At 39.3% G+C, this 13,895-nt stretch carries 11 protein-coding genes; 8 read left to right on the top strand and 3 right to left on the bottom strand.

Annotated elements, in window-relative coordinates; translation table 11 throughout:
• The first annotated feature begins 13 nt into the window (after nt 1-13).
• Both ACTIEV_RS01300 and ACTIEV_RS01295 read left to right on the top strand, forming a co-directional pair.
• The gene (locus tag ACTIEV_RS01300) at nt 14-874 is read left to right on the top strand and encodes a hydroxymethylglutaryl-CoA lyase (protein WP_322195869.1); all 861 of its coding nucleotides are present in this window, start codon (nt 14-16) and stop codon (nt 872-874) included.
• 6 nt (nt 875-880) lie between these two features.
• Entirely contained in the window at nt 881-1,885 is a 1,005-nt protein-coding gene (locus ACTIEV_RS01295) for a GSCFA domain-containing protein (protein ID WP_322195870.1), read from the top strand.
• Between the two features lie 5 nt (nt 1,886-1,890).
• Here the strand turns inward: ACTIEV_RS01295 and ACTIEV_RS01290 are convergent, their stop codons facing one another.
• On the bottom strand, nt 1,891-2,499 hold the full coding sequence (locus ACTIEV_RS01290; protein ID WP_178889234.1) for a tRNA-(ms[2]io[6]A)-hydroxylase: 609 nt from the start codon (nt 2,497-2,499) through the stop codon (nt 1,891-1,893).
• Between the two features lie 71 nt (nt 2,500-2,570).
• Here ACTIEV_RS01290 and ACTIEV_RS01285 point away from each other — a divergent pair, with 71 nt between their 5' ends.
• Nucleotides 2,571-3,659 carry an aminotransferase class I/II-fold pyridoxal phosphate-dependent enzyme gene (locus ACTIEV_RS01285; protein WP_322195871.1) on the top strand — a complete coding sequence of 363 codons (1,089 nt, stop codon included), beginning with the start codon at nt 2,571-2,573 and terminating at the stop codon, nt 3,657-3,659.
• Between the two features lie 16 nt (nt 3,660-3,675).
• On the opposite strand, the gene ACTIEV_RS01280 is transcribed toward ACTIEV_RS01285, so the two are convergent.
• Nucleotides 3,676-4,857 carry a cytochrome-c peroxidase gene (locus tag ACTIEV_RS01280; RefSeq protein ID WP_322195872.1) on the bottom strand — a complete coding sequence of 394 codons (1,182 nt, stop codon included), beginning with the start codon at nt 4,855-4,857 and terminating at the stop codon, nt 3,676-3,678.
• 154 nt (nt 4,858-5,011) lie between these two features.
• On the opposite strand from ACTIEV_RS01280, the gene ACTIEV_RS01275 reads away from it, so the two are divergent.
• The 5 genes from ACTIEV_RS01275 (at nt 5,012) to trhO (ending at nt 12,814) form a co-directional block, all read left to right on the top strand.
• Nucleotides 5,012-7,474, top strand: a complete 2,463-nt coding sequence (locus ACTIEV_RS01275; RefSeq protein WP_322195873.1) for a penicillin acylase family protein — start codon at nt 5,012-5,014, stop codon at nt 7,472-7,474.
• Nucleotides 7,475-7,484: 10 nt separating this feature from the next.
• Nucleotides 7,485-7,838: a hypothetical protein gene (locus tag ACTIEV_RS01270; protein ID WP_322195874.1), complete on the top strand. Its 354-nt coding sequence runs from the start codon at nt 7,485-7,487 to the stop codon at nt 7,836-7,838.
• 204 nt (nt 7,839-8,042) lie between these two features.
• Complete coding sequence (locus tag ACTIEV_RS01265) at nt 8,043-10,511, top strand: DUF5686 and carboxypeptidase regulatory-like domain-containing protein (RefSeq protein WP_322195875.1); 2,469 nt, start codon at nt 8,043-8,045, stop codon at nt 10,509-10,511.
• 65 nt (nt 10,512-10,576) lie between these two features.
• Entirely contained in the window at nt 10,577-11,524 is a 948-nt protein-coding gene (locus ACTIEV_RS01260; protein WP_439515903.1) for a tetratricopeptide repeat protein, read from the top strand.
• A 255-nt stretch (nt 11,525-11,779) separates the two neighbouring features.
• Nucleotides 11,780-12,814, top strand: coding sequence for an oxygen-dependent tRNA uridine(34) hydroxylase TrhO (gene trhO, locus ACTIEV_RS01255; RefSeq protein ID WP_439515902.1), 1,035 nt, complete (start codon nt 11,780-11,782; stop codon nt 12,812-12,814).
• 101 nt (nt 12,815-12,915) lie between these two features.
• Here trhO and ACTIEV_RS01250 read toward each other — a convergent pair whose 3' ends face one another.
• A complete protein-coding gene (locus ACTIEV_RS01250; RefSeq protein ID WP_439515901.1) occupies nt 12,916-13,848 on the bottom strand; it encodes a phosphoribosylaminoimidazolesuccinocarboxamide synthase in 933 nt (310 codons plus the stop codon).
• Between the last annotated feature and the right edge of the window lie 47 nt (nt 13,849-13,895).

Genomic DNA, 13,895 nt, shown 5'->3' with positions numbered 1-13,895 from the left:
TTAACTCTTTTGTATGTCTCTTGATCCTCAAATACAATTGGTTGAATGTCCTCGTGATGCCATGCAGGGATGGGTGCATCCCATACCTACTGCTGTTAAAGTCAATTATCTGAATGCCTTACTGAAAGTAGGATTTCATACACTTGACTTTGGCAGTTTTGTTTCTCCCAAAGCCATTCCACAAATGGTTGATACCAAAGATGTCATTCCCCAATTGCAACTGAATGAGCAAACGAAATTATTAGCCATAGTAGCCAATCAACGAGGAGCAGAAGAAGCGGTGGTATATGATGAAATCAGCTGTCTCGGATTTCCTTTTTCACTTTCTCCCACTTTTCAGCAACGGAATACCAATAGTACCATGGAAGAAAGCATGGATAGAGTGAAAGCAATTCAAGAACTGTGTTTAAAAACCAATAAAGAATTGGTGGTATACCTCAGTATGGGATTTGGAAATCCATATGGAGATGTGTACAATGATGAGATATTACTTCAATGGACAGAAGTGATGGTGAAAGAAGGAATTGAAATCATTTCTTTAGCAGACACGGTTGGGTTGGCCAGTCCGGAACAAATTCGTTTTGCATTGACCACGCTGATCCCGCAATATCCTACAACTACTATTGGCGTCCATTTACATTCAACGGCTTTGAATTGGGAAGCTAAATTGTCTGCAGCATTTGAATCCGGCTGTAAACGCTTTGATGGAGCCCTGAAGGGAATAGGGGGCTGTCCGATGGCGCAGGATGATTTGGTAGGGAATATGGATACTGAAAAAATGATTCCTTATTTTCAATCCAAACAATTGTTACAAGACCTAGATCAGGAAGCGCTGATACAAAGTAGCCGAATGGCATTACAGGTGTTTCAATAAATAGCTATGAAGTTTCATTACGAATTCGATATTCAATCGCCTGATAAGCTGATTCATCATCAACAAAAATTGATGTTGATCGGTTCTTGCTTTACAGAAAATATCGGAGAGAAATTATCGAAACATAAGTTTACCGTACTGGAAAATCCGAATGGCATTTTATTCAATCCCGTAAGTGTATCTGAAGCTATTACGCAATACATTGAACAGAAAGTTTTTACAAGTAATGATCTGTTTACTTTGAATGAAAGCTGGCATAGTTGGAAACACCATAGTCGTTATTCTGGAATCACACCGGAAGATGCTTTGCAAAAAATCAATTCATCAACTGAGCGAGTGCATCAGTTTTTAAAAAATGCAGATCAAATTGTCATCACATTGGGTTCTGCATGGGTATATACCTTAACTGAAAAAGCAGCCAATGCAAAAACAGGTGCTGTAGCAGCCAATAATCATAAAGCACCTGCCGATTGGTTCTCAAAAAAATTATTAACCACAGAAGAAGTATTAAGTGTATTGGATCATATGATCCATCGATTGTTTCATTTCAATCCGAAATTACAGATCATCTTCACCATTAGTCCGGTGAGACATCTGCGAGAGGGTGTTATAGAAAACAATAAGAGTAAAGCAGTTTTGATTCAATCGGTACATCATTTGGTCGAAAAGTTTGGTCGGCTGTATTATTTTCCTGCCTATGAATTGGTGATTGATGATTTGCGTGATTATCGGTTTTATGCTGAAGACCTGGTGCATCCGAATTATCATGCTACCCAATATGTATGGGAAAAGCTGGTGAATGCGTGTATGTCTGAAGATACAAAAAATCTTTTAAAAGAAATTGATGCCATTAGATTGGCTGCGCAACATAAACCATTCAATCCTTCTACGCAGCAACATCAACAGTTCTTGCAAACCTATTTGAATAAGGCAATACAAATGGAAAAGCAATATCCTTTTATCAGCTGGAAAGAAGAGATTTCTTATTTCGAATCGAGTTTGAAACGATGATTCCTTTAATGAATTCTATCTCCTCTGAGTTCTAATTCCTGCATGATCTCTGATTCATAATCGAGCCATTCTTTCCAGCGCTTACGTACCTTGTCTTTATCCATATACAATTCAGCCAATTCAATGAATAAAGTATAATGTCCGGCCTCACTTTCCATAAAACGTCGATAAAAATTACGGAGGTATTCATCTTGCAATCCTTCACTAAGTCTTTTGAAGCGTTCACAACTTCTGGCCTCTATCAATGCCATCGTCAATAACTGATCTAGGAAACGTCCTTCTTCACTGCCTCCTTTTTGCTGAAACTCGATCAGCTTGTTGACATAAATATCTTTACGTTGAGTGCCTAATTGTAGACCGCGCTTATGTAATTCGTGTAGTACCAATCTGAAATGCCCCCATTCTTCCGTAACAATGGGAGATAGTTGTTTCACCAGCTCCACACGCTGAGAATAACGTTGGATCAATGAAATGCAGGTCAGTGCTGCTTTCTGCTCGCAATAGGCATGATCGGTAAGGATATCTTCCAAACGAATACTGGCCAGATCCACCCAGCGGGGATCTGTCGGTAATTGTAGTCCAAGTATATTCTTCGTGTGTTCAGATAACTCCATTATTCACTTTTTCAGCTGCAAAGTAAATACTTGCAGCGGTTAGATTTTCTTTTTGCCTTAGTTTTACTTTTATGTATCCTGATGATTTTCTCCGTCGAAAATTAGATGAACGTGTGGCTAAGCAGTCACTCAGACAGCTGCAGCAACAAACCGGGGCTATTGATTTTTGTTCCAATGACTATTTAGGAATTGCTACACATCAGTTGTTGAATGGGGATGCCGTACAGATGTCTTCCGGTTCTACTGGTTCCAGATTATTGGCAGGTAATTATCCATTGATCAATGAAACAGAACAAAAGATAGCCACATTTCATCAAGCAGAAGCGGCATTGATGTTCAATTCGGGTTATGATGCCAATGTTGGTCTACTCTCTTGTGTGCCACAAAAAGGGGATACGATTTTGTACGATTATCTATCACATGCTTCCATTAGAGATGGGATCCGTTTATCTTTTGCACGCTCCTTTTCTTTTGCACACAATGATTTGAATGATCTTGAATCTAAATTAAAACAGGCTACGGGTACTATTTTTATTGTTACCGAATCTGTTTTTAGTATGGATGGGGATACTTGTCCATTAGATGCATTGTTAAATCTGGCAAATCGTTATCAGGCACATTTGATCATAGATGAAGCCCATGCAACCGGTGTGATCGGTGATCGTGGAGAGGGATTGGTACAACATTTGGGCCATGCATCACAAATCTTTGCCCGAATTCACACATTCGGAAAAGCTTGTGGTTGTCATGGTGCAGTGGTATTGGGTTCTGAACAATTAAGAACCTACCTCATCAATTTTGCCAGAAGTCTTATGTATTCTACTTCCTTGCCTGAACATGCTGTTGCGATGATCAGTAGGTCCTATGATCTATTTCCTACAATGAAAGAAGAGAGGAAGCACTTAGCAGATTTGATTCAACTTTTTCAATCAGCTACACTGCGCTATGAAAAATTGGTTTCTCATACACCCATACAAGGAGTGGTGGTCCCGGGAAATGCCGATGTAAAAGAATTAGCCAAACATTTACAATCGAATCAGTTCGATATTCGTCCCATATTATATCCTACCGTACCGGAAGGGAAAGAGCGGTTACGAATTGTGTTGCACTCATTCAATACCGTTGATCAGGTACAAACACTGATCAATGTTTTAGCCTGATCATTGGTAACAATGATCAATTGAATGGATTGCTCCATTTTTTATCGGTATATACATTTGTTCCGGTCAATGTTCTTAAAAAGGCCATCACAGCATTCACTTCTGCCGCCGTAAGATTCAATTGTTGTCCATTCCCATTGGGTCTTAATCTTGGATCTAATCTGTTATTGCCGGGTGCAATACTGATATTACCATAGTGACCAATCACAGTCTGTAAGCTATTGATAGAAGCCGTATGCATCATATTGCCATTGAGTACACCTGATGGATTCACCAAGTCTCTGAGTGATGGGGCTCTTGTATTATTCACATCAATTCCGGTAGCATTGAGTCTTCCAATGATACCATTATTACCACTGTTGGGATCAATATCAAATTCAGGAGCTCTATGACAACCTCCACAACCCAATCCACCCGTAGTTCTGATGCCATTCTGATCAAAAACAGGAGGTGCCAGAAATAAGTTTTTACCCTGATTTTCTTGTGCAGTAAAATTGGGGAAATTCTGGTTGTCGTTATTGACTTGCGCTCTTCCCACATCATATTTGGAATCAAATGACTGAATGCTACGGATGAATTGAGCCAAACATTCCTGTAATTTCTGTTCAGTAATCGTGGTATTTCCATAAGCGAACTGAAAGAGATCCTGATAATAATTAATGCCCTGAAGTTTGGTAAGCAGTGCTCCGATAGCAGGTCTACCATTTTGTCCGCTAAAGCCCATCTCCGCATGATCTTGTATAGGTTGAGTGGTCTGTAATTCTAAAGTTCCTGCTCTTTCATCCCAGAAAAATTTGGCTTCTGCTGAAAACCGTGCATTGATCAGACGCATGGAATGTCTTCCGGTAAGCCCACCACTCACGCCTTTACTGGCAATTTCTGTATCGCTAAAAGCAAATTGTTGTTGATGACAGGAAGCACAGGATATGGTATTATCAATACTCAAATTTTTATCATAAAACAAAACCCGTCCCAATGTGGCTTTGGCATTTGTGATGGGATTCCCTGCTGTATTGTCTTTGGTGACATAAGCAGGAACTGCTTGGTTTGCATAGTTTTCAAGCTGACTTAAGTTAATGTTAGAACCAAAGGTATTGGTGATGGATGCATATACTGGGGCTGTACTGTCTTTGCTTTTGCAGAACTGCAATAAGGTTACCGATGTGATCAGCATACCTATAATCAGGACTTTTTTCATGTCAGGGCTTTTGGGTAAGACCCAATTAGTGTAAGTAGGTTTAAAACGAAAAACTGATTTAAAACTTTTTTGCAAAACTATTTACGAACTAATCCATGATTGCTCAAACAACGATACCTCAAAATCCCTTAAATTCATCATTCAAATTGATGCTATGCGAATTGTTCCTATGCTGGTTTCAGCTATAAGTACGGCCGGACTCATTATTACCCTCAATACACAACTTCCGGTTGGCGGTAGCAAAACACCCCGGTTGGGTTATTTCCTTTCACCTCAAAAAGGGTTCTGGCAAAATGCTGAGTCTGCCAATGCATCGCATGCTGGTGAGATTACTTTATCAGGTATCAAATCCAAAGTAGAAGTGTTCATGGATGAACGATTGGTGCCTCACATTTATGCAGAGAATGATGCAGACGCCTATTATGCACAAGGTTATCTTCATGCCAAATACCGTTTATGGCAGATGGAATTTCAAACCCATGTTGCGGCGGGTAGATTGAGTGAAATTGTGGGTCCGGATAGAATTGATACAGATAAGTATTTCAGAAGAATGGGTATGGTGTATGCTGCTGAAAAAACCATGCGCGAAGCCTCAAAAAATAAAGATATCAAAACAGCCATGGAAGCCTATGCCAATGGCGTGAATGATTATATCAAATCACTTAAGCCAAATGAAATTCCTTTTGAATACAAGTTGTTAGATTATCAGCCTGAGGAATGGACACCTTTTAAAACCTATTTGTTCTTAATGTTCATGTCTTATGATCTTACCGGAAGAGGCATCTCCAGTGATTTGCAAATGACAAATGCTAAAAATTATTTCGGATATGAAGATTTTGATCAACTATTTACCAATGTTCAAGACTCTTTAGATCCCATCATTCCTAAAGGAACAATCTATCCATCTCCGGCAGTACCGGTAACAGCACCTGCTGATGTGGATTCTGTTTATTTAGGTAAAACAAATACTTTCAATAGTGCTACAGCACCCGTTGTGCCGGATAAAAACAATGGAAGTAATAACTGGGCGGTAGCCGGTTCCAAAACAAAAAGTGGTAGACCGATTTTAGCAAATGATCCGCATCTTGGATTGAACCTTCCTTCTCTTTGGTATGAAGTACAAATAACGACACCCACACATAGTACCTATGGTGCAAGTTTCCCCGGCTCACCTGCAGTCATCATTGGTTTTAATGATAACATAGCATGGGGAGTTACCAATGCAGGTAGAGATGTGATTGACTTCTACGATATGAAATTCAAAGACAGTACCCTCGAACAATATTGGTACAATGGACTATGGAATAAAGCAGATATCAAAGAAGAAGTGATCAAGGTGAAAGGACAACCGGATATCATTGACCGTGTGGCTTATACAGCATTGGGGCCAGTGATGTATGATGCTTCTTATAAAAATGATAATACAACAGGGAAATATTTAGCAGTGAGATGGACGGCACACGATGGTGGACAAGGGCTACAAACATTTTATGAGTTAAACCGGGCTAAGAATTTTGATGACTACTTAAATGCCATCCATAAATGGACTTGTCCGGGACAAAATTTTGCCTTTATTTCAAAGACCGGTGACGTTGCCATGAAACAGCAAGGTGCTTTTGTAGCCAGATGGAAAAGACAGGGTGATTTTATTATGCCGGGAGATGATACTCGATATATGTGGCAGGGTATTATTCCCAATGAAGAAAATCCCATGCAGAAAAACCCGGATCGTGGTTTCATCAGTAGTGCCAATCAAAAATCTACCGATGATACCTACCCTTATTATTTAGGTGCTGCTGCTGATTTTCCTTTGTATCGGGGAATTATTATCAACAAGCGTTTGAGTACCATGAGTAATATTACTCCTGAAGACATGCAACGTTTACAAACAGATAATTACAACGTTTTTGCTGAAATGGCTCGTCCTGCTTTACTCAAATATCTGAATGAAGCTGCTTTGGATGCAGATGGGAAAAAATATATATCGATCTTAAAAAACTGGAATCTTCGAAATGATATAGGTGAAAAAGGAGCTACTGTTTTCCGCGCTATTTGGGATAGCCTTGAAACAACCATTTGGAAAGATGAGTTTGAAAAATCAAAACGATCATTGCCATGGCCTGATGAACCGGTCTTGTTAGAAGTGATGTTACGTGATAGTGTTTACTATTTTGCTGATAACGCCAATACACCTGATAAAACAGAAACCTTGTATGATGCTGTACTAACAGCCGTGCAAAAAGCAAGTGCCAAATGTAAAGCGCTTGAAAAAGAGAATCAATTAGAGTGGGGAACGTTTAAAGATACCCGTGTAAGTCATTTATTAAAGATTGATCCATTGAGCCGATTACATCTTCCTATTGGTGGGGGTGTTCATATTATTAATGCCACTACAAAAGTACATGGACCGAGCTGGCGAATGATTGTACACATGACGGATGAGATTGAAGCTTATGGCGTGTATCCCGGTGGACAGAGTGGTAATCCGGGTAGCAAGTACTACGATAATTTTGTAGACAATTGGGCGGCGGGTAAATATTATCGCATCTTATTTCTTACTAAAGAAGCAGCTGCTAAAAGTTCACAAATAAAATGGCGAATCACTTTCAATAATTAAAAAGTAAAACATGAAATTTTTATCTGCTGTTATACTTACTGCTTTACTGGCTTTTGCTACCGGACTCTACGGGGTGATGCCATGGTGGAGTTTTGCCATCACTTCATTGATCGTAGCGATGGCTGTACATCAAAAAGCCGGGAAAGCTTTTCTTTCAGGATTTACAGGATTGTTTTTACTATGGTCCATATTGGCATTTCTAAAAGACAGTGCCAACGATCATCTATTGGCTACCAAAGTGGCGAAAATACTGCCTTTAGGTGGCTCGTATATTGTGTTGATTTTTGTAACCGGCATCATCGGCGGACTGGTTGCCGGTCTTGCTGCATTGACCGGGAGTTATCTGAGACAGCGCTCGAATTAAGAGTGATAGGACGCAGATTTTTATGATAGATTATGATAGTCGTTTTGGCTATCAAATACTCATCATAACACATCATCAAAATCTGTGTCCCATCCTACTCCTTCCATTGCCAATTCACTAATTTTTAGTTAAAGCCCTATTTACAGGGCTTTTTGTAATAAATAGGGGCTAAGTGAGACTTACTTTCGTTAGAACTTATCCTGTATGAGAACAATTCTATCCGCATGCTTACTGATCATCACATTAGTGAAAGGACAATCTCAAACGATTAGTGGTACCATTACTGATCTGAATAAAGAAGTATTACCCTTTTCCTCTATTTTGGTGAAAGGCACGACACAAGGTGTTTCTGCAAACAGTAAAGGATATTATAGCATTCAACTGATTCCGGGAAATTATACATTGGTTTGTCAGTATATCGGGTATAAAGCAGTAGAAAAAAAAATTGTTGTTGAAAAGGGTTCTAATCAGGTGGTGGATTTTCAATTGGAACAACAGCAATACAATTTACAAGAGGTAATGGTGAATTCAGCAGGGGAAGATCCGGCCTATGCAATTATCAGAAAAGCGATCGAAAAAAGAACATACCATCTTAAAGAGGTTAAAAAGTTTACAGCTGATGTATATCTCAAAGGACAACTACAACTACGTGATTATCCAAAGAGATTCTTTGGTCAGAAAGTAGATTTTGAAGATGGAGATACCAGTAAACGAAAAATGTTATTCCTTTCTGAAACCATTGCCAAATATTCAGTAGAAGAACCCAAGAATGAAAAGATTGAAGTGATCTCTACCAAAGTAAGCGGTAGAAGTGATGCATTTGGTTTTAGTAGTCCACAGATCATTTCGTTTTACAATAACAATATACAAGTGGGTGAGAACCTGAATCCAAGAGGGTTTATTTCTCCCATTTCAAATAATGCCATTAGCTTTTATCGATACAAATTCGAAGGAACTTTTTATGAAAATGGTGTGGAGATCAGCAGGATCAAAGTTATTCCTCGTAGAAAATATGAACCATTGTTCCATGGGTATATCAATATTGTCGAAAATGAATGGCGCATTCATAGTTTGCGATTGAATCTGGTACGAGACCAACAAATGCAATTGCTGGATACGCTCACTATTGAACAGTTGTATGTTCCGGCAGGAAATCTTTGGGTAATAAAAAATCAAGTCATTTATCCATCCGGTAAACTATTTGGCTTTGACTTTTTTGGAAGTTTTGTTCAAGTCTATGATCGATTTGACTTGAATCCTGTATTTGCTAAAAAGTATTTTGATAATACGATCATTAAAGTTTTTGATAGCGCGAATAAAAAACCAATGACTTATTGGGATAGTATCAGACCCCTGCCCTTATTAACCGAAGAGGCATTGGATTACAAAAAGAAAGATAGTTTAGAACAAGTACGTAAAGATCCTAAGTACATGGACTCTGTGGATCGAAAAAGAAATAAGTTTTCGCTGAGTGGACTTATACTTACGGGACAATCTATCAGCAAACAAAAGAAGAAAGTTTTTGTAAGCTTCGATCCGCTGATCAATACACTCAATTACAATACAGTAGAAGGAGGGGTGCTTCATTTTTCACCTACATGGAGTAAAAGGTATGAAGGAAGAAAATCATTGCAGGTTACACCTTATTTCCGATACGGTTTTGCCAATAAACATTTCAATAGTCATCTAACAGCCAGATATAATTTCGGAAAAAAATATTTTAATAGTATCAGTTTTGCTGCGGGTAGAAGGGTGTTTCAGTACAATAACGCACAGCCTATCACATCCAGGATCAATACCTATACAACGCTTTTATATGAGAACAATCATATGAAAATATATGAGGCTAATTTTTTCAGGATCACTCATTCGGCAGGTATTGGAAATGGACTAACAGCGTCGTGGAGTTTTCAATTTCAAGATCGATTTGGGTTAAACAATTTAGCGGATCCTGTCAGTTGGAAGAACATTGCAAATAGAACATTCACGCCCAATTATCCGGTTGATATCACCAATGCTGTCATGCCAAGAAACCAGGCTGCTACTTTAACTGCTAGTTTAAATTGGCGTCCCGGCGGAAAATACATTGAGATACCGGATCGTAAAATTGCTATTGGATCAGATTATCCAAGTTTCAATCTCTCCGTTACACAAGGTATCAGGGGCTTGTTGGGCAGTGATGCAGATTTTACCAAATGGCGTTTGACAGTTACGGATGATTTGGATATGAAATTGGGAGGTGAATTCAGTTATCGTGTAGCAGTAGGAGGTTTTTTGAATGCCAAACAAGTATTCATTCCGGATTATCAGCATATCCTGGGTAATCAAACCGTATTGGCCAATGATCCATTAACCGGATTTCAATTGGCGCCTTATTATCGGTACAGTAATACTTCTCAATTATTTGCAACAGCACATGTTGAATATCACTTGAATGGTTTGTTGACCAATAAAATACCCGGATTCAAAAAGCTGAACTGGTTTTTGGTAACAGGTGCTAATCTTTTACATACACAAAAGGGGAAGAACTATTATGAAGCTTTTATAGGGTTAGAAAATATATTAAAGATCATGCGGGTTGATTTTGTAAAAGGATATGAAACCAATGGTCCTTCACCCACCGGTATTCGAATAACGCTGCCCTTTTTTCTAGAGAGTAGAAATGATGATTGATGTAGAAGTATTTGAAAGGATAGTAGGATGTTTTATCTTTCCTACTCAACCTTACAAACACCAACATGAAAACAACTGCTTATTTTTTATTGACGGCGATACTATGGATGCTAGGTTGTAAACAAGAGAAGAAAATGGATACCACCATTTTGTTTACAGCTTTGGCAGACAGTGCTCAAGCTATTTCTTTAATGGGAGATACTTTGTATCCGCATTCACCTTATGAGAATGTTGTACTGAAGTTCGACAGTGCCCGTTTGGCTTATGAAGCATCTCCCAATGATGCAGATAAGATCATCTGGTATGGTCGATGGGCAGGGTATAAAGGTGATTTCAGACAGGCCATCACTATTTTCTCAGAAGGTATCCAAAAATTTCCGGATGATGCACGGATGTATCGCCACCGCGGACATCGCTATATTTCTATTCGGGAATTTGATCGAGCGATTGCTGATCTGGAAAAAGCAGCGACGCTGATTGAAGGTAAAAAAGATGAAATAGAACCTGATGGGCAACCCAATGCCATGAATATACCGATCAGTTCATTGCACTCTAATATTTGGTATCATTTAGGTTTAGCCTATTATCTGAAAAATGATCTGGAAAAAGCATTGCCGGTATATGAGCGAGCAGTAAAAGAATCGGAGAATGATGATAAGTTGGTCTCCACTACTCATTGGTTGTATATGCTGTATCGAATGATGGGTAATGATTCAGCGGCACAACGTATACTAACTCCTATCAAAACGGAAATGAATATTATTGAAAACAATGCTTATCAAAAATTATGCTTGTTGTATAAAGGCACCCTTTCAGTTGATTCAGTAATGACAGTGAATGGCACTGTCACCAGTAATGATGCTGTTGCTTATGGTGTAGCGAATTGGTATCGGTATAACGGTGAAACAGAAAAGGCTAAGCAACTCTATGAAAAGATACTACAAGGAAAAGTATGGGCATCATTTGGTTATATTGCTGCGGAAGCTGATTATGTGAGATACTATAAAAAGTGATGTGAGATGTCTGATTTCTGATGTTGGATTTCTGATTTGAAATTTTTGAAAAAAATAAAACGGCGAACACAATAATAAGTGTTCGCCGCTTCTTTTTTCTTACCCGACATCCGACATCCGACATCCGACATCCGACATCCGACATATCCCCCTATCTTTGCACTGATTTTGACCACCCTGCAAGTGGTTCCATTGTTCATGGATTTCGTCTCGTCTCGTTTTAAACGAGACGAGACGGGACTAAAATTGAAAATCATGCCTGTATTACACAACCGTGTGTCCAACGAAGAGTTGAAGCAACGTTTGATGGAAGAGACTTTCCATCGTGTTACCATTAGTTTCTATCAGTATTTTCCCATTAAGAACCCTCAAGAGTTTAGAGATCATTTGTACAAGCAATTACATGCTTTACAGGTCTTTGGAAGGATCTATGTAGCGAAAGAAGGGATCAATGCACAGATCAGTGTGCCGGAACATTTGATGGATGCATTTCGAACTTTTTTATATAGCATAGAACCACTGAATGGCTTACGTCTCAATATTGCAGTGGATGATGATGGAAAAAGTTTCTGGGTATTAAAGATCAAAGTAAGGGATAAGATCGTGGCCGATGGTATTGATGATCCCGAATTCAGTATGGAACGGAAAGGGCGCTATGTGAATGCAGCACAAATGAATGCGTTGCTACAACAACCCGATACGATCGTGATTGATATGCGTAATCATTACGAATATGAAGTGGGTCATTTTGTCAATGCAAAAGAAGTGCCCTCAGATACTTTCCGCGATCAATTACCGATGGCGGTTGATATGATGAAAGGAAATGAGGATAAAAATATCATCATGTATTGCACAGGCGGTATTCGATGCGAAAAAGCCAGCGCTTATATGTTACACCAAGGATTTAAGAATGTATTTCATCTGGAAGGAGGTATTATCAATTATGCCAGACAAGCGAAAGAAGCCGGACTGGAAAGTAAATTCATTGGTAAAAATTTTGTTTTTGACAATCGTTTAGGCGAGCGTATTACGGAAGATATCATTGCTAAATGTCATCAATGTGGCAAGCCTGCTGATACCCATACCAACTGCAAAAACAATGGCTGTCATCTGTTATTCATACAATGCGAAACCTGTGCAGCGGCTTATGATGGTTGTTGCAGCCAGGATTGCAAAGACACCATACACATGCCCGTACAGCGACAGAAAGAGTTGCGTAAGGGTGTTGAGAATGGACAAAATATTTTCAACAAGAGCAGGGTGAGGTTGAGACCGAGGCTGGGGGATTGAAAATCAAAAATCAAAAGTTAAAAGTCAAAAGTGAAAGGGGAATATAGGTTTTGATTTTTAACTTTTGATTTTTGACTTTTCACACCTATAACCTCTCAAGCCTACATCGCCCCGATCTTCTCCAACGCTGCCGTCACCGATGTTACGATCTCTTCATCGGAAGGATGTTCGGGTATGAATTTTTTGCCGGTTACTTTTTCGAAGAGTTCAATATATCTTTTACTGATGGTATCAATCCATTCATCAGACATGTCAGGAACAGATTGTCCTTCTTTACCCATAAAATCATTGGCGATCAACCATTCTCTCACAAACTCTTTACTGAGTTGTTTTTGTTTTTCTCCGGTTGATTGCCGCTCTTCAAATCCATCTGCATAGAAATAGCGAGATGAATCGGGGGTATGCACTTCATCCATCAGATAAATGGTATCGCCGATCTTGCCAAATTCATATTTCGTATCAGCTAATATCAATCCTTGTGCAGCTGCAATTTCTTTACCTCTGGCAAAAAGCTGTAAGGCATAGTTTTCAAGTACCTCCCAATCTTTTGCACTCACGAGTCCCTGATGAATGATTTCCTCTTTGGAGATGTCTTCATCATGTCCTTCTGCAGCTTTGGTAGAAGGGGTAATAATAGGAGTGGGGAAGAAATCATTTTCTCTTAATCCTTCAGGCATGGTAACACCGCAAAGTGTTCTTTGCCCGGAATGATAAGTGCGCCAGGCATGTCCAACCACATTTCCCCTCACCACCATCTCAATTTTAAACGGGGTACATTTTTTTCCGATCGAGACATTGGCAGCAGGAACAGTAACGAGCCAATTTGGACAAATATCTTTCGTTGCCTCCAACATGAAAGCAGCGATTTGATTTAAGACCTGTCCTTTGTATGGGATAGGTTTGGGTAATATTACATCAAAAGCAGATATGCGGTTACTGGCTACCATTACCAGCCAACCCTGACCAATGGTGTATACATCTCTGACTTTTCCATGGTAAACATTTGTCTGCTTTGGGAACTGAAGGCTCTTCATGCCGTAAAATTAGCCAGTGCCCAGAATAATAAAGCGGAATACCATCC

The organism is Sediminibacterium sp. (genome assembly GCF_051861365.1).
In the GTDB taxonomy this organism is placed as follows: Bacteria; Bacteroidota; Bacteroidia; order Chitinophagales; family Chitinophagaceae; genus Sediminibacterium.
This window is presented reverse-complemented; position numbering and strand designations above follow the sequence as displayed.

Coding starts and splice junctions, on each gene's coding strand:
- ACTIEV_RS01300 (WP_322195869.1), top strand. CDS start 14: ATGTCTCTTGATCCTCAAATACAATTGGTTGAATGTCCTCGTGATGCC.
- ACTIEV_RS01295 (WP_322195870.1), top strand. CDS start 881: ATGAAGTTTCATTACGAATTCGATATTCAATCGCCTGATAAGCTGATT.
- ACTIEV_RS01290 (WP_178889234.1), bottom strand. CDS start 2,499: ATGGAGTTATCTGAACACACGAAGAATATACTTGGACTACAATTACCG.
- ACTIEV_RS01285 (WP_322195871.1), top strand. CDS start 2,571: ATGTATCCTGATGATTTTCTCCGTCGAAAATTAGATGAACGTGTGGCT.
- ACTIEV_RS01280 (WP_322195872.1), bottom strand. CDS start 4,857: ATGAAAAAAGTCCTGATTATAGGTATGCTGATCACATCGGTAACCTTA.
- ACTIEV_RS01275 (WP_322195873.1), top strand. CDS start 5,012: ATGCGAATTGTTCCTATGCTGGTTTCAGCTATAAGTACGGCCGGACTC.
- ACTIEV_RS01270 (WP_322195874.1), top strand. CDS start 7,485: ATGAAATTTTTATCTGCTGTTATACTTACTGCTTTACTGGCTTTTGCT.
- ACTIEV_RS01265 (WP_322195875.1), top strand. CDS start 8,043: ATGAGAACAATTCTATCCGCATGCTTACTGATCATCACATTAGTGAAA.
- ACTIEV_RS01260 (WP_439515903.1), top strand. CDS start 10,577: ATGAAAACAACTGCTTATTTTTTATTGACGGCGATACTATGGATGCTA.
- trhO (WP_439515902.1), top strand. CDS start 11,780: ATGCCTGTATTACACAACCGTGTGTCCAACGAAGAGTTGAAGCAACGT.
- ACTIEV_RS01250 (WP_439515901.1), bottom strand. CDS start 13,848: ATGAAGAGCCTTCAGTTCCCAAAGCAGACAAATGTTTACCATGGAAAA.